General features: G+C 49.7%; 19 protein-coding genes. 16 read left to right on the top strand and 3 right to left on the bottom strand.

Translation table 11 applies throughout. The features are described 5' to 3' along the window. The 7 genes from K6T23_RS18670 to K6T23_RS18640 all read left to right on the top strand — a co-directional run bounded on the left by K6T23_RS18670 (window position 1) and on the right by K6T23_RS18640 (window position 8451). A complete protein-coding gene (locus K6T23_RS18670; protein ID WP_079515487.1) occupies window positions 1-1296 on the top strand; it encodes an O-acetylhomoserine aminocarboxypropyltransferase/cysteine synthase family protein in 1296 nt (431 codons plus the stop codon). Window positions 1297-1309: 13 nt separating this feature from the next. Next, a complete protein-coding gene (gene metX, locus K6T23_RS18665) occupies window positions 1310-2374 on the top strand; it encodes a homoserine O-acetyltransferase MetX (protein ID WP_079515488.1) in 1065 nt (354 codons plus the stop codon). Window positions 2375-2483: 109 nt separating this feature from the next. Then, a complete protein-coding gene (locus K6T23_RS18660) occupies window positions 2484-3914 on the top strand; it encodes a S41 family peptidase (protein WP_238282556.1) in 1431 nt (476 codons plus the stop codon). Between the two features lie 171 nt (window positions 3915-4085). After that, window positions 4086-4850, top strand: a complete 765-nt coding sequence (locus tag K6T23_RS18655; protein WP_238282546.1) for a glucose 1-dehydrogenase — start codon at window positions 4086-4088, stop codon at window positions 4848-4850. 16 nt (window positions 4851-4866) lie between these two features. After that, the gene (locus K6T23_RS18650; RefSeq protein WP_079515491.1) at window positions 4867-5073 is read left to right on the top strand and encodes a hypothetical protein; all 207 of its coding nucleotides are present in this window, start codon (window positions 4867-4869) and stop codon (window positions 5071-5073) included. Then, the gene (locus tag K6T23_RS18645; RefSeq protein WP_238282545.1) at window positions 5073-6089 is read left to right on the top strand and encodes an alpha/beta fold hydrolase; all 1017 of its coding nucleotides are present in this window, start codon (window positions 5073-5075) and stop codon (window positions 6087-6089) included. Before K6T23_RS18650 ends, K6T23_RS18645 begins: the two co-directional genes overlap by 1 nt. Window positions 6090-7242: 1153 nt before the next feature. Beyond that, window positions 7243-8451 (top strand): PDZ domain-containing protein, encoded by a 1209-nt coding sequence (locus K6T23_RS18640; protein WP_238282543.1) that lies wholly within the window; start codon window positions 7243-7245, stop codon window positions 8449-8451. A 297-nt stretch (window positions 8452-8748) separates the two neighbouring features. On the opposite strand, the gene K6T23_RS18635 is transcribed toward K6T23_RS18640, so the two are convergent. Beyond that, complete coding sequence (locus K6T23_RS18635) at window positions 8749-9618, bottom strand: cation diffusion facilitator family transporter (protein ID WP_056540347.1); 870 nt, start codon at window positions 9616-9618, stop codon at window positions 8749-8751. A 509-nt stretch (window positions 9619-10127) separates the two neighbouring features. Between K6T23_RS18635 and qoxA the strand changes: the two genes are divergently transcribed. From qoxA to qoxD, 4 genes are read left to right on the top strand one after another with little or no spacing between them, the layout of a single operon-like run. Beyond that, the gene (qoxA, locus tag K6T23_RS18630) at window positions 10128-11126 is read left to right on the top strand and encodes a cytochrome aa3 quinol oxidase subunit II (RefSeq protein ID WP_238282541.1); all 999 of its coding nucleotides are present in this window, start codon (window positions 10128-10130) and stop codon (window positions 11124-11126) included. Window positions 11127-11142: 16 nt separating this feature from the next. After that, entirely contained in the window at window positions 11143-13113 is a 1971-nt protein-coding gene (qoxB, locus tag K6T23_RS18625) for a cytochrome aa3 quinol oxidase subunit I (protein ID WP_142245879.1), read from the top strand. Between the two features lie 3 nt (window positions 13114-13116). Continuing rightward, on the top strand, window positions 13117-13734 hold the full coding sequence (gene qoxC / locus K6T23_RS18620) for a cytochrome aa3 quinol oxidase subunit III (protein ID WP_048006663.1): 618 nt from the start codon (window positions 13117-13119) through the stop codon (window positions 13732-13734). Then, entirely contained in the window at window positions 13735-14034 is a 300-nt protein-coding gene (gene qoxD, locus K6T23_RS18615; protein ID WP_079515497.1) for a cytochrome aa3 quinol oxidase subunit IV, read from the top strand. A 45-nt stretch (window positions 14035-14079) separates the two neighbouring features. Here the strand turns inward: qoxD and K6T23_RS18610 are convergent, their stop codons facing one another. Together K6T23_RS18610 and K6T23_RS18605 are read right to left on the bottom strand one after the other, a co-directional pair. Next, entirely contained in the window at window positions 14080-15276 is a 1197-nt protein-coding gene (locus K6T23_RS18610; RefSeq protein ID WP_148984694.1) for an MFS transporter, read from the bottom strand. A 5-nt stretch (window positions 15277-15281) separates the two neighbouring features. After that, window positions 15282-16178: a LysR family transcriptional regulator gene (locus tag K6T23_RS18605; RefSeq protein WP_238282539.1), complete on the bottom strand. Its 897-nt coding sequence runs from the start codon at window positions 16176-16178 to the stop codon at window positions 15282-15284. A 166-nt stretch (window positions 16179-16344) separates the two neighbouring features. Here K6T23_RS18605 and K6T23_RS18600 point away from each other — a divergent pair, with 166 nt between their 5' ends. The 5 genes from K6T23_RS18600 (at window position 16345) to K6T23_RS18580 (ending at window position 21678) form a co-directional block, all read left to right on the top strand. Then, on the top strand, window positions 16345-17085 hold the full coding sequence (locus K6T23_RS18600) for an alpha/beta hydrolase (RefSeq protein WP_238282537.1): 741 nt from the start codon (window positions 16345-16347) through the stop codon (window positions 17083-17085). Window positions 17086-17502: 417 nt separating this feature from the next. After that, complete coding sequence (locus K6T23_RS18595; RefSeq protein WP_048006668.1) at window positions 17503-17952, top strand: Lrp/AsnC family transcriptional regulator; 450 nt, start codon at window positions 17503-17505, stop codon at window positions 17950-17952. A gap of 324 nt (window positions 17953-18276) precedes the next feature. Continuing rightward, window positions 18277-19218, top strand: a complete 942-nt coding sequence (gene nikB / locus K6T23_RS18590) for a nickel ABC transporter permease (protein WP_056540365.1) — start codon at window positions 18277-18279, stop codon at window positions 19216-19218. Window positions 19219-19250: 32 nt separating this feature from the next. Beyond that, window positions 19251-20135 (top strand): ABC transporter permease, encoded by an 885-nt coding sequence (locus K6T23_RS18585; RefSeq protein ID WP_420493513.1) that lies wholly within the window; start codon window positions 19251-19253, stop codon window positions 20133-20135. A gap of 19 nt (window positions 20136-20154) precedes the next feature. Continuing rightward, window positions 20155-21678, top strand: coding sequence for a glutathione ABC transporter substrate-binding protein (locus tag K6T23_RS18580; protein WP_238282532.1), 1524 nt, complete (start codon window positions 20155-20157; stop codon window positions 21676-21678).

Here is a 21678-nt window from a genome sequence, read left to right as displayed (position 1 = left end):
ATGACGAATTCATTCGATTTTGACACACTTTTGCTTCACGGAGGACAGGAAGCAGATCCTACCACGGGATCACGCGCCGTGCCGATCTACCAAACTACTTCATATGTGTTTGACAGCAGTGAGCACGCTGCGAAGCTTTTCGGACTGGAAGAGCCGGGGAATATCTATACGCGGATCATGAACCCGACGGTGGACGTTCTGGAGAAACGTCTGGCTCTCCTTGAAGGCGGCATCGGGGCCCTCGGAGTATCATCGGGCATGGCGGCGATCTCCCTCTCAATCCTGAATATCGCAGGAGCCGGGGACGAAATCGTAGCAGCGACGAATCTGTACGGAGGCACCTACAATCTCTTCTCCACCACCCTGCCGAAATACGGCATCACCGTGCGCTTCGTCGACCCAACGGATCCGGAAAACTTCCGAAGCGCCATCAACGAGAAGACAAAGGCCGTATTCGCCGAAACGATTGGCAACCCTAGCCTTCATGTCCTTGATATCGAAGCGGTCGCCAAAGTGGCCCACGAACATGAAATCCCGCTTATCATCGATAACACCTTCGCCACACCGTATGTGACCAGGCCGATCGAGTGGGGGGCAGACATCGTCATCCATTCGGCCACCAAATGGATCGGTGGTCATGGTACAGCGATCGGAGGCGTCGTCATCGACGGAGGGAAATTCGATTGGAACAACAAGAAGTTCCCGGGATTCACTGAAGAGGACCGAAGCTACAACGGCCTTCGCTATGCGCAGGATGTCGGGGCGGCGGCGTTCATCACCAAGCTCAGGGTCCAACTGCTTCGTGACCTTGGCGCCTGCCTGAGTCCGCAGAACGCCTTCCTTCTCCTGCAGGGATTAGAGACGCTACACCTCCGCATCGAACGCCATACAGAGAATGCACGGAAAATCGCCGAGCATCTTGAATCCCATGATGGGGTTGCCTGGGTCTCCTATCCTGGGCTCGCTTCGCACCCGTCGCACCAACTGGCCAAGAAATACTTGGAGAACGGCGCGGGCTCCATCGTCGTCTTCGGGATCAAAGGTGGCCGGGATTCAGGACGCAAAGTGGTGGACAATATCTCGCTCTGGTCCCATGTGGCCAACGTGGGGGATGCGAAATCCCTGATCATCCACCCGGCTTCCACGACCCATCAGCAGCTGAACGACGAGGAGATCAGGGCAACGGGCGTGACGGAAGACCTTGTCAGGCTGTCGGTCGGCCTGGAATCAGCGAAGGATCTGATCTCTTCCCTGGATGAAGCCATCGAGAAGGCACGCGAAACGTCAAACGTGTGAAGGAGGCGGAGGAATGAGTAGCGATACGACACCATATGAATTGAACACCGTCACCCTTCCGTCCCTTGTCCTTGAAAACGGAGAAACCCTCCGGAATGTCAGGTTGCCCTATGAACGTACCGGGAATCAATCAGGTCCCGTCATCCTTGTCTGCCATGCCCTCACCGGCACCCATATCGTGAAAGGGACGAGTGAAGATAAGGGATGGTGGGACGGCTTGATCGGTGCAGGCTCCTACATCGATACCAACCGCTACAACGTCATCGCCTTCAACGTCCTCGGAGGCTGCGAGGGGGCCACGGGTCCTGCATCAGAGGATCCCGAGACCGGCAAACGATACGGATCCCATTTCCCGGTCATCACGATACGGGATATGGTGAATGCCCAGTACCTGGCTCTCCGGGAGCTTGCTATCAACAAGGTGGAAGCCGTTGTCGGAGGATCTCTCGGGGGAATGCAGGCCCTGGAATGGGGGATCCTGCATCCACGCTTCATGAAAAAGATCTTCGCCCTCGCCGTCACGCCTGCACTGAACGATTACGGCCTCGCCTTTAATCATATCGGGATCACGGCCATCGAGCAGGATCCTGAATTCAACGGAGGAGACTATCCTCCCGGCACAAGACTGAAGGGGCTTGAAGTGGCGCGCATGGTGGGGATGGTCACCTACCGCACGTCGGAATTGTTCGATGATCGATTCCAACGGCAGGAGAAGGAAGGCGTCTATAACGTGGAGAGCTACCTGGACTATCAGGGTGTGAAGCTCGGGCGGCGTTTTGACCCCAACAGCTATCTGACCCTCTTGAAGGCGATGAACTCTCATGACCTCCAAAGGGGGCGCGATCACGATCCCGCTGACTCCTTTTATCCGGAGCTGATTGCCATCAGCTACGAAGGAGATCTCGTGTATCCATCCGCCTCCATGGAAGCATTCGCGCGCTCCGTGCCGAAGGGAAGGCATTATTTCATCCCGACGAAGTTCGGTCATGATGGATTCCTCGTTGAATTCGAGAAATGGGGAGGGCTCCTGTCTTCCCATCTTGAAGAAAACAAGCCCCTTGTTTCAAGGGTGAAATGATCATAACTTGTCCCCCGTCATCATATAGTGGAATAAGCAAAGACATCGCACCGCTGACCAGCGCGTTCTTGTGCGGTGTCTTTTTCTATGAAGAGGCGGGGGGAGACGTATGAACAGGAAGGGCCAGAAGCTCATGACCATCACACTCAGCATGCTTGTGGGGGCGGGAGCCATGTACGGGGGGCTGGAATGGACGGGCAGTCCCGATGAAACTGCGGAACTGGATCAGAGCTCGAATGATAAGCTCCATAAGGTGGAGGTCGCTTATGACCTCATCAGCGATAAATTCTTCCAGGACGTCGACAAATCGGAGCTGGTGGAAGGAGCGATCCAGGGGATGCTCGAAACGCTCGATGATCCGTATTCGGTCTATATGAATGCGGCAACGGCAGCGCAGTTCAACGACGCATTGGATTCTTCCTTCGAAGGGATCGGAGCCGAAATCACGATCCTCGACGGAAAGCTCGTGATCGTCGCACCATTTAAAAATTCACCGGCAGAAAAAGCGGGTCTCAAACCGAATGATGAAATCATCTCCGTGAACGGAGAGAGTATCAAGGGACTCAATCTGTTTGAGTCCACCTTGAAGATTCGCGGGAAAAAAGGGACCGAAGTCAAGCTCGGCATCAAGAGGGAAGGTTTATCTGCACCTCTCTCCATCGGGGTCAAGCGGGACGACATTCCGGTTGAAACCGTTCATTCCGACGTAAAGAAAGTGGACGGCAAGGAGATGGGCTATATCCAGATTACAACGTTCTCCGAGAATACGGCAAAGGACTTCAAGAAGCAGCTCAAGGAACTTGAAGGGAAGGATCTTGGCGGTCTCGTTATCGACGTCCGCGGGAATCCTGGAGGCCTGTTGTCATCCGTCAATGAAATCCTCAAGGAGTTCGTGACAAAGGATAAGCCGTTCGTCCAGATCCAGGAGCGGAGCGGTGAAGTGATGAAGAGCTTCTCCGACAAAGAGAAGAAAAAAGCCTACCCGGTGGTGGTGCTCATCGATGAAGGAAGTGCGTCCGCTTCCGAGATCCTTGCCGGTGCCCTGAAGGAAACGGAAGGCTACCCACTGATCGGCACGAAGAGCTTCGGGAAGGGAACCGTCCAGCAGGCCGTTCCGATGGGAGATGGAAGCAACATTAAGCTGACCATGTTCAAGTGGCTGACGCCGGACGGCAACTGGATCCACAAGAAAGGGATCAAACCGGATATCCCGGTGAGGCAGCCTGCCTATTTCTACGCCCATCCCCTTCAAGTGGAAGAGCCTTTGAAGGCCGAGATGAATAATGAACAGGTGAAGAATGCCCAGGAAATGCTCCAAGGCCTCGGATATGAAATCGACCGGACCGACGGGTACTACAGCAAGAAGACAGAAGCAGCCGTGAAGCAGTTCCAGAAGAAAAACGAGATGAAAACAACCGGTACCATCACGCCTGATACGGCTGAAAAACTACAGGCAGATATCTATGAAGCCGTGAAGGATGAAGAGAATGATACCCAGCTACAGGCTGCACTTGAGTATATCCAACGTTCAAATCGATAGTCAGAAGGACTGTGGGCCACGGCCTACAGTCCTTTTTTGGTGTTAAGCGCCTTTTCTTTCGCCAAAGAGGAACCGATTCTATCGATACTCACTATTATAGAGAGAGAACTAGTTTACTAGATAGATTCATGATCTCAATACGCGTAGCCATGGATACTAGAAAGGAGCAGAATGATGTTTACATTGACAGATCAAGTGGCGATTGTCACTGGAGGCGGCAGGGGTCTCGGCCGCGAGATGGCTCTTGCTCTAGCAGAAGCAGGCGCCCATGTAGTGGTATGCTCGAGGAATCTGCCGGCCTGCGAGGCCACAGCGAAGGAAATAGAAGCCTTGGGGGTACGGTCACTCGCAGTGGCATGCGATGTGACCGATAAAGCGTCGGTCACCGCCGTGGTGGAAAAGACCTTGGAAATCTTCGGGAAAATCGACATCCTCATCAACAACAGCGGTACATCGTGGGCGGGACCGATGGTGGATATTCCTGAGGATAAGTGGGACAAGGTCATGGAAGTGAATGTGAAAGGGGCTTTTTTATTTTCACAGGCAGTTGCGCCTTCCATGATGGCCCGTAAGGCAGGGAAAATCATCAATATCGCTTCCGTCTCGGGATTCGGGGGTACGAGCCCCCTTGTGATGGACACCCTTCCTTACAATACGAGCAAAGGCGCTGTCATGACCCTCACCAAGGATCTTGCCGTGAAGCTTGCGTATCACAATATTCAAGTGAACGCCATCGCACCGGGATTCTTCCCGACTAAGATCACCAAAGAGCTCTTCGCCAAGCAAGGCAATCAAATCCGGAAATTCATCCCGGCAAGACGATTCGGCGAAGGCGATGACCTGAGAGGCGCAGCCGTGTTTCTTTCGTCAAAGGCGTCAAACTATATGAACGGCCATATCCTCGTCGTCGACGGCGGCATCCAGGCCATGGCATAAGAAGGAGGAAAGGAAAATGGAAGCACTCTATGAGCAACTGAAGCTGACGGGAAGGGAGTGGGAATATGCCACGAATCAGCTGATCAAATCAGAACTCGATCAGCCTGCCGTAGTGGAAATGGCGAAAAACTGGATGGTCCTGGCCGACTTGATCATCACCTTCATCCGCAAGATCATCGACTGGCTCTTCCCGCAATTCGTCCGATCAGAGGGGGAACTCTAATGGAAAGGAAAACCGAGAAAGACAGATGGATGGGTTTTTTTGAAACCCTGACAAGAAGAGAAGAATGGAAACCGCATCACCCGAGGAATGCCATACAGGAAATCGGCAGGGCCACCCTGTGGCATTATCCCACGGTAGAAAGCAACGGAGCACTCCCGATCCTGATGGTCTACTCTCACATCAATAAGCCAAGCATACTCGACCTTACGGAACAGCACAGCATGATCGGAGAGTTCCTGAGAAATGGCTATGACGTATTCCTCCTCGACTTCGGGATACCGGATGAGCGGGACAAGGATACAGGTCTTGAATCGTATCTCTTCGATTACATCGACGGGGCCGTAAAGACGGTATTACAGCATCAGCAAACCGGCCGGCTGACGCTTGCGGGCTTTTGCCTCGGCGGAACCCTTGCCGCTCTCTATGCAGCCCTCTACCCAGACCGCATCCATAACCTTCTCTTATTTGTGACCCCAATCGATTTCAACCAGCTGCCGGACTTCCGGGAGTGGATCAAAGCCATCCAAACGGGAGCTATTGACCCAGCTGTCATTGCACCGGCCACGGGTATCATCCCCGCCGAACAGATCCGCTACGGGATGCGCCTCATTACGGCACCCGTCTATTATTCCCCGTATCTTTCCCTCCTCCACCGCTCACACGACCCTGCCTACACGGAGCATTGGTACCGATTCAATCAGTGGACCAATGACCACATCCCGATGACAGGGGAGTTCCTCCGGGATCTGCTTCATTACTTCATTAAACAAAATGCGTTGATGAACGGGGGCATGACCCTCAGGGGAAGGGAAATCAACCCTGCAAGAATTCAATCAAATGTCTACATGGTTTGTTCAAAGTTTGATCAGATGGTACCGGCTGCGATCAGTTATCCACTGATGGAGCTTGTTTCAAGTGAGGAGAAACAGTTCATCGAGGTTCCTGGGGGGCACGCGAGCCTTATCAAGGATGGCGTGTCTTCGCGGCTGATGGACTGGTTGAGAGAGCATTCGTAGAAAGGGGGTGCAGTATGTATCCGTATGAGTATTTGGGGTTTGGTTATTTTGTGTTTAGGGAGACTGTGAAGAGTATTTGGTATTGATGGTGATGTTGAATGATTGGAATGGTACCCTACCTTTCCAATGTAGGAGCTTGCTTTCCGCTAGGGGGAGGCAAGCTCTTTTTCGCTTATGTACTCTGTGGTTTTAATAGGGGTAGCATAGGTTTTTTTTCTTCAATATAAGCGTGGTGGTGGATCCCAATTTATATTAGTGAGTGATGGAAAGGGGACCGTTCCTTTACGCTGCAGGCGCTTGCTTTCCAGTGGGGAGGGAGTTGAGCCTCCTCGTGCCTGCGGGGTCTCACCACCCTCCTATTCCACAGGAGTCAAGCGCCTTCCGCTTCAATCCACTCTGTGGTTTATAAATAGGGGAGTGATGGTTCATATACTAGTAAGTGGGGGCATCACTAAATGAACCACCCTACCACTAGAGGACTAAATTAGGCGGATTCTAGAACAAATGAAGAGTGACATTACCATGAATCAACCACCCACTGTCACATCCATTCTCATAGCCCTATTCCACATCACACAGTGAAGTGAAGCGAAGGGAGTCCGACTCCAACGGGAATAGCGAGCAGGGTGAGACCCCGCAAGAATGAGGAGGCTCACCGGGAGCCCCGTGGAAAGCGGACACCCGCAGCGAAACGGAACGCTCTTCATAGGAAGTAATGATTAATGAAGGACTCTCCACCAGTCATAAACGGGATGTAGAATCTCCTCAAAAAGTGTTGATTTCTCAAAACAAAATTAAACTTGCTATGAAACAGTTAGTCAATTCACACCAGCTTACCTTTGGAAGAGAACCAGCTGAATCCAACAACCAGTGACATATTCATTCCATAGCCCTTTCCCATATCACAGAGTGAAGTGAAGCGAAGGGAGCCCCGTGGAAAGAGGGCTCCCGCAGCGAAACGAAACGCTCTGCATTAGAAAAAAATAATCAATGGAAAACTCTCAACACGCCTCCAAAAGAACGGCAACCCCGTTCTTTCTACATACCTCCCCATCATTTCCCGGGGAATGGTGTCGAAAACAAAGGCACAATCCCACAAAGTTGCAATAGGCTTTACTAGGGGAATTTGATAGAATGAGAAATAGATACACACATGAAAGGTGGTGACGTTTCGTTGCTAGAAACCTGGTTACTAGAAATCGCAAAAAGCCTCGGGAAATTCGTCTTGAACCCATTATTTCCCCTCTCGCTCCTATTCGCCATCCTGGTTGGATACTTCAGGGTGAAGCGTGAAAGAAGCGATTTCCATACAAGACTGCTCGACGGCTACAACGATCTGAGGGTTCTCTTATCCTACGGACTTGTACTCGGCCTTGCCTTTTCCATCGTGACCCTGGCCGTCGGATTGACCGTGCCGGTCATCTCGCTCGTCGTCATCGGAGCCGTCACGATCCTGTTTGCCCTTACAGGTCGTTTTCAACTGCTCTCAGCAGGCATTACAGTCGGTTTCTCCTACCTGCTCCTATGGGCATGGGACTTTTCCGGCTTGGATATTCCGTACATACCTGAACTGGAAAACGGTAATCTTTTAGGGTTCCTACCTTTACTGGCGGGGCTTCTCCTCATGATTGAGGGAATCCTCATCAGGTTGTCGGGCTGGAAGGGTACCTCGCCGAAGTGGATTAAAAGTCCGCGGGGAATGAAGGTTGGCGCTCTTCAGAGCAAGAAGCTTTGGCTGGTACCGATGATCCTTTTCGTTCCAGAAGGAAGTCTGCCGCCGATCTTTGACTGGTGGCCGGTCATATCACTCGGGACGACGGATCTGGCCCTTGTGTGCGTTCCGTTCCTGCTTGGTTTCAGCCTTCTCGTGCGGAGCGCGCTGCCGGCAATCGTCGTAAGACCGGTGGGAGGCAATGTATTCTGGTTCGGTGCCTTCATCACAACGGTTGCGGCCGCAGGCTATTGGGTGACAGAGGCGTCAATCGCTGCCGGCGCCCTGGCAGTGCTCGGTCGCATCTGGATGGCGGTCAGCACGTCGAAAAAAGAAGCAGAAAAGCCGTACTACTTCAAACGTCAGCCTGCCGGACTCATGATCCTCGGTATCATCCCCGGTTCACCAGCTGAAACCCTTTCCCTGAGAGTAGGGGAGATCATCCTGAAGGTAAATGGGAATGAGATTTCCAATGAAAGGGAATTTTATGAAGCTCTGCAGAAGAACGGTGCCTACTGCAAGCTTGAGGTCGTCGGGACAAATGGTGAAAATCGTTTCACCCAAGGTGCCCTGTATGAAGGGGACCATCATGAACTCGGTCTGTTATTTACGTATCAGGATGAACGGTGGGAAACTCACCAAGTGTCCTAAAAAGAAAGAATTTAGTCATAGGAAAACCCGAATTTATTTGTCTACAATAAGGCAAATGAATTCGGGTATTTAATTTGTTTCATGACTTGTCTCTAGCAGTTGATTGGAGTGCAAGTCGAAGACTCCAGCGGGAAGAGTAGCTGATGTGAGACCCCGCAGGCGTGCCGAGGAGGCTCACGGGCTACCCGCGGAAAGCGTAGTCTTGCATGGAAATCATGAGCGGTATAAAAAACGTATACCAATCGTGTTCGTTATGAAAGATCCCTTTTTAGTTTTAACTCCACCACTTTTTGTTGATCACGATTTCCGCTTGCTCTCCGGTTCTGGGTGAATCAGGACGTGGGCGTGGGGGAAATGCTTCATGATCATCTCTTCCATGCGGTCGCAGAGTCGATGCGTCTTTTCGATGCTATCGGTCGACTCCACCACCAGATGGAAGTCGATGTATTCATGGGCGCCCGAACGTCTTGTGCGCAGGTCATGGACCTCGATGTATTCATCATGGAAGCTTTGGATCATCGACATGATCTCTGCCTCCTCTTCCTTTGTCAGGCTGGCGTCGATGAGGGGAGGGAAGGCTTCTTTCATGAGTTTGACGGCTTCGATCATGATGTAGATGGCCAGTGCAATCCCGATGATCGGATCAAGGAAGTGCCAGCCGGTCAGGGTCACGAGAAGAAGGCTTCCTGCAACCCCGAGGGATGTGTACACATCGGTAAGAAGATGGAAGGCGTTCGATTTCATGGCCACCGAATGGACGCGGTCGGCTTCTTTGCTGACGATGCGGGATACAATGAAGTTAATGGTTGCACCGATGATCATGACGGAGATACCAAGGATCGGGAGTTTGATCGGTTCCGGATGGATCAGCTTGTGGATACACTCGTAGATGATCCAGAAACCGGCCACGAAGATGAGGAGGGTCTCGATCGTCCCGGATATATTCTCCACTTTCCCGTGTCCGTATGGATGCTCGGGGTCAGCAGGCTTACCGGAGACCCTGACGGAAATGAAGGCGATCAGGGAAGCCATGAGATCAAGAGACGAGTGGATAGCTTCAGACAGGACGGCTACAGACCCTGTAATGAGTCCGATCACGATTTTCAGGATGACGACAAACGAGTTGCTGATTACGGATAAAAAGGCAATTTTAGGTGTGCTATTCATTATGACAGGTCTCCTTCACGGAAGGTCGGGATGTTATTTTAGTATAATATGTAAGGTGATCCCCTATGTAAAAGAATGTGCAAAGCACCTGCAAAATATACATGAAATCCATCAATATCAAAGGCCGGGAACGAAGCTGGTCATGGAGGATTTCCATGCAGCACTGAATAATGACTATGTTCCGAAAATTTCAAGTACGCATTTGGAAAGGTTTATTTGTTTAAATAGGCTTGTGAATAGTTTAGAATGAAAGAATTGAGGTTATGTAACAGGTATGACCTCACCGCTAGTCTATCTATCTTCTTGGAAGATCATCCATGGTGGGCTATATTTTTGTGGTTAGAGAAATTTTTTCCACGAATGTTACTGTTATGTGAAAAAAATTTGTCTAAATTTCGAAAATCTACTCAAATCGACATGAAATGATCGTTAACGTATTTCGTTTTTCCGAGAATTTGATAGTATATGTCTAGTCGATATAAATCTTATATAAAGGAAGGTGATTATACATGTTTAATAAATTCAAACCTTTTCTGATCATATTGATTAGTTTGATTTCCCTATTCGTCATCGTCATCCTTGGAGCCGGGACGGATATGATCATCCTGAACCCTAAAGGACCTGTCGGGGAAATTCAAAAGGATTTAATCATGCTATCAATCTACTATATGCTTGCAATCATGATTGTTGTATTATCTTTCTTTACCTTTATCGTCATTAAGTATCGTAAGGGTAAAAACGGTGATTATCAGCCGAATATGCACGGTAGCAATAAGCTCGAAATCATCTGGACGCTTATTCCTGTTGCTATCGTCATCGCATTGAGCATCCCGAATACACAGGCGCTCTATGAATTGAAAGAGGCTCCTAAAGCCACCGCACATAAAGAACCTATCGTCATTCATGCAACAGCCGTCGATTGGAAATGGGTCTTCTCTTATCCTGAAGAAAGCGTCGAGACTGTCAACTATGTCAACGTTCCTACAGGTCACCCGGTCCTTTTCAAAATCAGTGCTGCTGACTCAATGGCGTCTTTCTGGGTTCCTGAACTTGGCGGTCAGATCTACGGAATGCCGGGGATGATGAATGAAATGTATCTCCAGGCTGACCACGACGGTGTCTATGACGGCCGTAACTCCAACTTCACAGGTAAAGGGATGGCACAGCAGAAGTTCGACTTCGTTGCCATGAGTGAAGACGAGTATAAAGAATGGGTCAAAGACTCGCAAGAAAATGAACCGAAGCTGACGAAAGAAACGTACGATAAACTCCTTCTTCCTGGTTCATCAGATAAAATGACGTTCTCTTCTACTCACCTTGAGTATGTTGATCACGGAAAAATGGGTAGTGCAAACTATGCCATGGAAGTACGAGAAAAGTATGGTGTGAAAGAACCGAGCAAACATGGTGAATCCGATGAAGAAATGGATCACGACATGGACCACAGTGACATGGATCACAGCGATATGGACATGGACAGCTCAGACTCTCACGAGCATGCACATTAAGAAGGGAGGAATCTAGGTGTTTGACTTTATTAAGGATAATTTGATTTTAAACGATCCCCTCATCCTTGGGGCGAACGTATCCATAGCATTTACAGTCGTCGCCGTTGTAGCCGTCCTTACCTATTTCAAAAAATGGAAATGGCTTTGGACCGAGTGGATCACAAGTGTCGATCATAAAAAAATCGGTATCATGTATATTATCGCAGCACTTCTAATGTTATTCCGCGGAGGGGTCGATGCGTTGTTGATGAGGGCTCAATTGACAGTCCCAGACAACGATTTCCTATCTTCTCAGCATTACAATGAAATCTTCACTACGCACGGTACGATCATGATCCTCTTCATGGCGATGCCGTTTTTGATTGGTTTGATGAACGTTGCTGTACCGCTTCAAATCGGGGCGCGTGACGTTGCATTCCCTTATTTGAACAACTTGAGTTTCTGGGCATTCATGATTGGTGCCATGATCTTCAATATCTCCTTCGTATTCGGTGGTTCACCGGATGCAGGTTGGACAAACTATGCACCGCTGGCCGTCGAAGGTAGCTCCGGGCCAGGAATCAACTACTACCTGATGGGACTACAGATATCAGGTATCGGTACGCTCTTGACGGGGATCAACTTTGTTGTCACCATCATCAAGATGCGTGCACCTGGCATGACGCTTCTTCGCATGCCGATGTTCACTTGGACAACGCTCATCACAGCCTTCATCATCGTGTTTGCATTCCCGATCTTGACTGTGACGCTTGCCCTAATGACATTTGACCGTCTATTCGGTTCCCATTTCTTCACCTTGGCTGCTGGAGGGAACTCCATGCTTTGGGCCAACTTGTTCTGGCTATGGGGACATCCGGAAGTATACATCGTCGTCTTGCCGGCGTTCGGTATCTTCTCGGAAATCATTGCAACATTCTCAAGAAAAACGCTATTCGGTTACAAGTCCATGATCATCTCCCTAGTGGCGATCTCAGGTTTGTCATTCGTCGTTTGGGTCCATCACTTCTTCACAATGGGCGGAACAGCCGCAGTAAACAGCGTGTTCTCCATTACGACAATGGCCATCGCGATCCCTACGGGAATCAAGATCTTCAACTGGCTTGGTACGCTCTATAAGGGACGGATCGAGGTTACGACCCCGATGCTCTGGTCTCTAGCGTTCATTCCGACGTTCCTGATCGGTGGGGTTACCGGGGTTATGCTTGGTATGGCCGCAGCCGATTTCCAATATCACAATAACTATTTCCTAGTGGCTCACTTCCACTACACATTGATTGCCGGTGTTGTGTTCGCCTGCTTCGCGGGTCTCATCTACTGGTATCCAAAAATGTTTGGTCTCAAGATGAACGAGCGCATCGGAAAATGGGCGTTCTGGTTCTTCACCATCGGATTCAACGTATGTTTCCTACCGCAATTCATCCTTGGATTCGCCGGTATGCCACGTCGTGTGTACACATACGGAGCTGAAGACGGTTGGACAGCCCTGAACGTTGTATCCACAATCGGTGGATTCGCAATGGGTGTAGCATTCTTGATCTTTGTATACAACGTATACTACAGCTATCGCTTTGAAAAACGTGAGACGACTGGTGATGCTTGGGGTGGCCGTACACTTGAGTGGGCTACAACTACAGCAGTACCACCTCACTACAACTTCTCTAAACTTCCTGAAGTCACTGGTGTTGATACGTTCTGGTACTCTAAACAAGACGGTCACGCACTCAAGATCGATGAGAAGCCTGAAGTTGAATACAAGCCGATTCACATGCCTAGCAACTCGGGTACTCCTTTCATCATGAGCATCTGCTTCTTCATCGCAGGATTCGGTCTTGTCTTTGAAATCTGGTGGATGGCCATCCTCGGCGGTATCGGTACCGTTGGATGCATGGCTTACCGTTCAATGACTTCAAGCAAGCAGGATGAAGGATACTATGTAACGGTGGAAGAAATCAAAGAACTTGAAAATCCGACGAATAGGGAGGCGTGATGTATGGCACATAATACAAATGTAGATCCAAACACGCCGTTAGAATATCAATCCGAAACAGGTAAACTGAATATCTTCGGATTCTGGGTTTTCCTTGGTGCGGAGATGGCGTTGTTCGCAACGATCTTCGCCACATTCTTTGCCCTTAAGGATCACGGCGTCATGGCGGGAGGACCTCTCCCAAGTGATCTATTCGAACTGAAGAACACACTCATTATGACTTTACTGCTACTTTTCAGTAGTTTTACATCCGGTTTATCCATCAACGAGCTTAGAAGAAGAAACGTGAAGGCCATGATCTTCTGGATCGCCGTCACATTGCTATTCGGTCTTGGTTTCCTCTATATGGAGATCACTGAGTTCATCCACCTTGTTCATGAAGGTGCGGCACTCGGCACGAACGCATACTGGTCTTCCTTCTACTTGTTGACCGGAACGCATGGTCTCCATGTATCTTTAGGTATTCTATGGATCATACTTGTGGTTATCCAAGTGATGAAGAACGGGTTGAACCCGGACAATGCCAAGAAGATTTTCATCTCAAGTCTATACTGGCATTTCCTTGACTTCGTCTGGATCTTCGTATTCACAAGTGTGTATCTGTTAGGGATGGTGGGCTAAATGGAACATAACACAGCGAATCACAGTAAATTTCCTTGGACACAGGTGGTAGGGTTCATCCTATCCATCGCGTTGACCTTTTTAGCCATCTGGTTCGGTTTATACGCAGGTCTTGCATACAATGTCATGGTTCCCCTCGTATTCGTCCTTGCATTCATTCAAGCAGCGATCCAGCTGTTCATGTTCATGCACGTGACCGAAGGAGAAGGTAAATGGCAGGTCGGAAAGATGATTTCGGCCACAGTGATCGTACTCATCATCGTTCTTGGAACGATCTGGGTTATGACAAGCATGCACTGATTGCAAAACAAAAAACATCCCGCGGGGCTCCCGCGGGATGTTTTTTTAGTGTGTTTCCTGTAGATTTCCTCTTTCATTCAGAGATAGGGCCAGTACGACCGAAATGCATCCAAGGATCACGATCATCCCCACGATTCCTGCCCAACCAAAATCGTGGTAGAAGGAACCGCTGATGGTGCCTCCGATGCTCGATCCTGCATAATACCCGAACAGATACAAAGAGGATGCCTGAGCTTTATCGTGTGTAGCGAGGAGCCCCACCCAGCTGCTTGCAATGGAATGGGCGGCAAAGAAGCCGAATGTGAAAATGGCTATCCCGATGATCTTGATCCAGAGGGCAGGATGGAGGGTGCAAACCGTGCCGGCGAGAAAAATGAACAAACAGAGAAGCAGGATCTTCTTTTTCCCTACCTGGTCTGCAAGCATCCCCATCCAGGTGGAGCTGAATGTGCCGACAATATAGACGATGAAGATGAAGCCCACTAGCGTCTGGCTAAGGGAGTACGGAGGGGCGATCAATTCAAACCCGATATAGTTATAAAGGGACACAAACCCGCTCATCAGCAGGAATCCGATCAGGAACAGATACACAAGCCCTCTTACCTTCAGATGACTTCCCATGGAGCGGATAAGGGGAAGCAGACTGAACGATTTCGCTTCAAAATGCCTGGAAGGCGGTAAAAGGAAGAGAAAGGCGAAACTCGCCAGGAGGCTCAGGGCACCGACACCTGCCAAGGCGACATGCCAGCTGAAGTAGTCCGTCAAGATCCCGCTGAGGATCCTTCCCGTCATCCCACCGATGGAGTTTCCGCTGATGTACAGCCCCATGGCCATCCCGAGGCTCTTGAACTCGATCTCCTCTCCAAGATAGGCCATGGCGACAGCGGGTAGCCCCGCAAGAGTCAGCCCTTGAAGAGCACGAGACAAAACGAGCAGTTCAAAGCTTGATGAAAGTCCTGTGAAAAGTGCTATGACAGAGGAGATGAAGAGAGAAAAGGCCATGATCGATTTGCGGCCGAATACCTCAGATAGTGATCCTGCTATCAAGAGTCCCACTGCCAAGGCAATCGTTGCCGACGATTGGGTCAGGCTTGCCATGGCAGGAGAGACGTGAAATTCTTCCGCGATCTCAGGCAGGAGGGGCTGGGTTCCCCACAGGATAGCGAACGTACTGAAGCCTCCGGCGAAGAGGGCGAGATTGGCCCGCTTGAAAGCCGGGGTATTCCGTTGTAAATAGCTCATGGCTGTCATTCCTTTTGATTCTGTTTTTCAGTTATGAAGGTCTGGACGAAAGTGATGAATTCCCTCACAACCGGGGATTGATAGGTATTTTTTAAACTGGCCAGTCCTAGTTCCCGTGCGCATACCGGAGAGGAGACGGGCACCAGTGTGACTTTTTCCCGGTCCAGAAGCTTCAAATCCGGGACGAGGGAAACGCCAAGGCGTGCACCGGCGAGTCCGGCCACCGTCCCGATGTCTTCCCCTTCGAAAACGACATTCGGAGTGAATCCGGCGGATACGCAAAGCTCATGGATGATGGTACCGAGCTCATTGGCTTCTTTGAAAGAAATAAAAGGCTCATCTTTGACCATGTCCAACTCCACCTTTTCCATAGAGGCGAGAGGATGATCATTGGCTACGACGAGAAAAAGTTCTTCCGTTACGAGAGGGAAGCATAGGATTTCTTCATCTTCTTGATAGTAGGAAATCAGGGCGAGATCTGCCTGACGCTCCTTGAGCTGATGGATGATCTGCCGATTGGACGATTGGGCAAGCTGGAATTTTACATGGGGGTGTTCTTTCTGGTAAGCACTCACCATTTCGGGGATCACGCTTGCGCCTAGCGAAGGCAGGAATGAAAGGGAAATCGTCCCGTGATCTGGATGGGTTTCCCGCCATATTTCCCTCTTCCCTTCTTCAATCTGCATGATGGATTCTTCCACGCGCCTTAAGAACATCTTCCCGTATCGGTTCAGATAGATCCGCCGTCCTTTACGGTCGAACAAGGGGATGCCCAGTTCGTCTTCGAGTTTCGCGATCGAGCGGCTGAGGGCAGGTTGGGAAATTGCGAGCTCCTTAGCGGCCTTTGTGATGTGCTGTATCGTTGCTACCGTTCTAAAATAATTGATCTGATGCCAATCCACGCCGAGACCTCTCTTTAATAAAATGTTTTTAATTCCATCATACACCTGATTGACAATGACTTCTAATGGTTGTTATGCATGAAATCGATGTCTGTCAGGCATTATTCAGAGGGATGCTTTTCGCCTATAATGAAATCATCCAAAAGAGAAAGCGGGGAATGGCGAAATGAAAGTGGTGGCGCCAAAACCATTTACATATAAAGAAGGGGATCGGGCCGTCCTTCTCCTCCATGGCTTTACAGGGTCGACGGTTGATGTGAAGGGGCTTGGCAGGGTCCTTCGGCAAGCTGGATTCACGTGTCACGCACCGCTGTATAAGGGTCACGGCTGGGAAGCAGAAGACCTGATCCAAACAACACCAGATGAGTGGTGGAGAAGTGCTCAAGAGGGATATCAGTATCTCCTGGAGCTGGGATACAATAAGATTGCTGTGGCCGGTGTGTCCTTAGGGGGTACATTCGCCCTGCGCCTTGCCATGATGCATCCTATAGCCGGGCTGGTTTCCATGTGCGCACCGACCAAGGGGAAGAGTCGTATTGATCTTACGGACAGGGTCATTGGTTATGCGGAGCGATTCAAGACATTTGAAGGAAAACAGGAAGAACTGCGGAAGGAAGAGATGGATGAACTGGCACTAAGGGACATGAGCTTTCTTGATGAACTTCAATCGTTCATCGATGATACAGGCTCACGCCTCTCCTCCATCAAGGATCCGGCCCTCATCCTGCAGGGAGACAAGGATGCTGCTCTCTATAAAGAAAGTGCCTTCCAGATCCATGATGAGATCCTCAGTGAAGAGAAGGAATTGAAATGGTACGGGGAATCAGGTCATATTATTACCCTGGATCAGGAGCGACAGCAAGTGTATGAAGATGTGAAGGACTTTTTACTGAAATTGGACTGGTAGTGGAACACGGCTGGGACAAACGTGTTTTAATTTTAGAAAAACCGAATTCTTTTGTCTGCGACAAGGCAAATGAATTCGGTTTTTACTATGTATCACTATAAAGATTTCATTGTTTCCAGCGGTTGATTGGAGAGCAAGACGTAGACTCCAGCGGGAAGAGTAGCTGATGTGAGACCCCGCAGGCTTGCCGAGGAGGCTCACAGGCTACCCGCGGAAAGCGAAGTCTTGCACGGAAATCATAAGCGGTGTAAAGAACCTAAACTGATATTGTTTCTACTTATATGGTCCCTTTTTATTTTTCTCAACCCTCTTTTTTAGTGTTACTTTATTGGAAGATTCTGATAAAATACTTGCACAAGACTAGTTTATCGATATAATAGTGATACGATTGAGGGTCAGAAACTGAGAGGTGTTGGAATGAAAATAGATGAGACAGATCGAAAAATACTGCAGCTCCTGACAGAAGACGGGAGGTTATCCTATGCCGATATAGGAAAGTCACTCGGACTTTCCAGGGTGACGGTAAGGGAAAGGGTTCATCAACTGAAGGATAACGGCGTGATCGAGCGCTTCAGCGTTGTCATCAATTCGGAGAAAGTGGGGAAGCGGGTTTCGGCCTTCTTCGAGGTGGACTGCGAGCCTGCGTTCCTCGTGGAAGTGGCTCAGAATCTGGCTGACAACCCCACGGTGGCGAGCTGCTATCAGATGACAGGCCCCAGTACCCTACATATGCACGTATTGGTGGAGGACTTCGCGGCCCTTGAACAATTCATCAACAATGAACTGTATTCTTTGGAGGGCATCACACGGGTGGAGAGTCACATCCTTCTCCGGAGATTTAAAAGCCGCAGCGGTTTGAAACTATAAGGAACAGGAAGAATCCAACGATGGTTGGGTTCTTTTTTTATGGGTGCGACTAAATATGCACATGGTGACATTTTTATGCGCCGATAGTCATGGAGGAGTTGTGGAAAAGTACACTCTTTATTCTTTATATACCAGTGAAAACGCTAACAATTAGTGAATATTCACAATAAATTTATTTTTTAGAAAAATGTATAGATTTTTCTTTCGGCATTCGATATAATCGGATTTATCGTAATTACGGTTACGTTTGTTAGGTTAAATAAATATTTTACCTAACAAACGAAATGCTTATATTCTCTATTTCATAAAGGGGGAAGGGTCCACGTGGCTGCAATGATTGGACGAAGATTTTTAGAACTCCTGCTGTTACTGGTGGGTATTTCATTTTTGGTATTTGGTAGCATGCACCTGGCACCTGGTGATCCGGCATCGATCATCGGAGGACCGACGGCAACAAAGTCGGATATCGCTGCCATCCGGGATAGCCTGGGATTGAATGACCCATTCCTAGTGCAGTATTGGGACTATCTGAAGAATATTTTCCAAGGGGATTTCGGGTATTCCTATCAGACGAAGCAATCCGTTTCAGAAGCTCTCGCTGTCCGGTTCCCCAATACGCTGAACTTGGCCGTGGCCAGTATGATCGTGGCTGTGATCATCGGATTGGGTGCGGGAATCATATCGGCACTGAAGCAAAATTCCTGGTTGGATGTATCGAGTACAGTGGTTGCACTCGCAGGGATCTCGATCCCGAACTTCTGGCTCGGTGCACTCCTCATCCTCGTCTTCGGGGTGAACCTGCAAATCCTGCCGGTGGGAGGACTGGACGCCCCGTTCTGGACGGCCGAAGGGTTTAAACAATTGATCCTCCCGGCCATCACGCTTGGGACAGGATCAGCTGCCATGATTGCCCGAATGAGTCGATCCTCCATGCTTGAGGTCATCCGGGCGGATTATATCAGGACCGCAAGAGCGAAGGGGATGAAAGAAAAGACGATCGTCTGGATCCATGCATTGAAAAACTCCATGATCCCGGTCATCACGGTCATCGGATTGAACTTTGGTTTCCTTCTTGGCGGAACCATCATCACGGAGCAGGTATTCGCCATCAACGGCGTCGGCCGCTTGATGATCGATGCCATCGCCGCAAGGGATTTCCCAATGGTACAGGGATCGGTACTCCTGGTCGCAACGCTGTTTGTTCTCGTTAATCTGATCGTCGATATCATCTACGTCTTCGTTGATCCTAGGATCAGTTACGACTAATAGAGGGGGAGAAGCAATTGAGTGCAGAAGCTGTGGCTGCTACAACAGCCATCCAGACGAAAAAGAAAAAAGACCGTACGTTTGTCACCACCATGAAACGATTGCTGAAGAATAAGCTGGCCATCATCGGCCTCATCATCATCCTGCTTCAAGTGGTCATGGCCATTGCCGCACCAGTCATCACGATACATAGTCCGTTCAAGCAGAATCTGGCACAAAGCGAGCTGCCCCTCTTCTCGGAAGGCCATTTCCTCGGGACCGATAACTTCGGACGCGACCTGTGGAGCAGGATCGTATACGGGGCAAGGATTTCCCTATTGGTGGGGATTACAGCAGTCGGCCTTGGATTGGCGGGAGGGGTGACCCTTGGGTTACTCGCAGGTTACTATAAGAGGCTTGATGGTATCATCATGCGGATTGTCGACCTTCTATTTGCATTCCCGGGGATCCTGTTGGCCATGCTGATCATCGCCGTTCTTGGCACAAGCCTTGTGAATGTGGCCATCGCCATCTCGATCTGGTCGATCCCGACGTGTGCGCGGATCGTCAGGGGATCGGTCTTAACCGTGAAAAAACAGGAGTATGTGCAAGCGATGAAATCCCTCGGTGCGAGTGATTTCCGGATCCTTGTAAAGCACATCCTGCCCAATTGCTCGGCACCGATCATCGTATTTGCCACGATGAGGATGGCGACGGCCATCCTGTCCACCGCTTCCCTCAGCTATCTCGGCCTCGGGGCTCAGCCTCCGACACCGGAGTGGGGAGCAATGATCTCACAAGGGCAGGACTTCATGTGGACATCACCTCATATGACCATCGTGCCAGGTATCGCCATCATGCTGATCGTATTTGCTTTCAATGTTGTCGGGGACGGCCTTCGGGATGCCCTCGATCCGAATATGAACTTGAACCAATAATAAGAGGAGGAATGAAGAGATGAAGAAATGGTTGGTACTAGTAGTCGCAATCGTAATGATGGTAACCGCTGCCTGTAGCGGGGGCGGACAGAAGAAGAGCGGGGGAAGCGCAGCCCAGGAGTTGACCTATGCAACAACATCCGATGCCGTAGGACTCTCCCCGATCATGACGAATGATTCCGTATCGGCAAATGTCATCGATCAAGTGTATGAGACATTGTTCGAACGAAACATCAAGACAAATGAAATTGAACCACTTCTCGCAGAATCATATGAAACGCCTGATGATCAGACGTGGGTCATCAAATTGAAGAAAGACATCAAGTTCCAGGACGGTACGGACTTTAATGCTGAAGCCGTCAAATATACATTTGATAAATTCAGAGATCCGAAGACGGCTGCGCCACGGGCTTCACTCTTAGAGCCGATCGAGTCAGTGAATGTGGTCGATGACTACACTGTGGAGATCAAGACCAAGTATCCGTATGGACCCCTTCTTGCGGCGTTGAGCCACTCGAACGCAGCCATTGTCAGCCCTGAAGCGGATCAATCCCAGGATCTCATGAAAGAGCCTGTCGGAACCGGTCCATTCAAATTCGTGAGCTGGACGCCTGGCGATCAGATCGTTCTTGAGAAAAACAAAGACTACTGGAGAGACCCTGCCAAACTCGATAAAGTAACCTACAAGGTCGTTCCGGAAGTATCCACGGCGATCTCCATGCTTCAAACAGGGAAGGTTCAATTCCTTGATGCCCTTCCGACAGAACAGGTCAAACGGATCGAAGCGCTGAAGAACGTCAATGTTTCCAAGGAAGAAGGGACTCCAGTATCGTATCTGGGCTTCAATATGAGTAAAGAGCCGATGAATAATCCTGAATTCCGTCAGGCAGTGGCATATGCCCTTGACCGTGCATCATACGTGAAGAAAATGAACGGCCTTGGTGTTGAAGGTAACAGTCTCATCGGTCCGAAAGTATTCGGATACGACGCCTCTGCAGATGATGCAGGATATGCCTATGATCCTGAGAAGGCAAAAGAAATGGTGAAGAAGAACGACTTTGGAAGCAAAGCACTCACCATCCTGACGCCGAATCGTGATAACTATATGCTCATGGCTGAAATCGCCCAGTCACAGCTTCAGGATGCAGGTTTCAACGTGAAGATCGAATCCATGGAATGGGGTACATTCCTTGATACGGTACGCGATGGCAAGTACGATATCACATTCCTAGGATGGGCGAACTCGACCTCTGATGGTAGTGAGCTTCTTTACCCGAACTTCCATTCAGACAATATCGGATCATCCAACCGCGTTCAGTATAACAACCCGGACTTCGACAAGCTTGTGGACGAATCACGTGAGAATATCGACGAAGATGTCCGTGCGAAGAAGCTTGATGAAGCCAATAAGCTGATCGTGAAAGATGCCCCGATCGTCGTCATGAACCACGGTGTGAATACATCCGCAACCGATAAGAGCGTCAAAGGCTTGAAGCTCGATCCGACAGGTTCTTGGAAACTCTATAACGTTTACAGAGAGTAG

Origin of the sequence: Rossellomorea marisflavi (genome assembly GCF_022170785.1) — a bacterium.
Classification (GTDB): domain Bacteria; phylum Bacillota; class Bacilli; order Bacillales; family Bacillaceae_B; genus Rossellomorea; species Rossellomorea marisflavi_B.
This window is presented reverse-complemented; position numbering and strand designations above follow the sequence as displayed.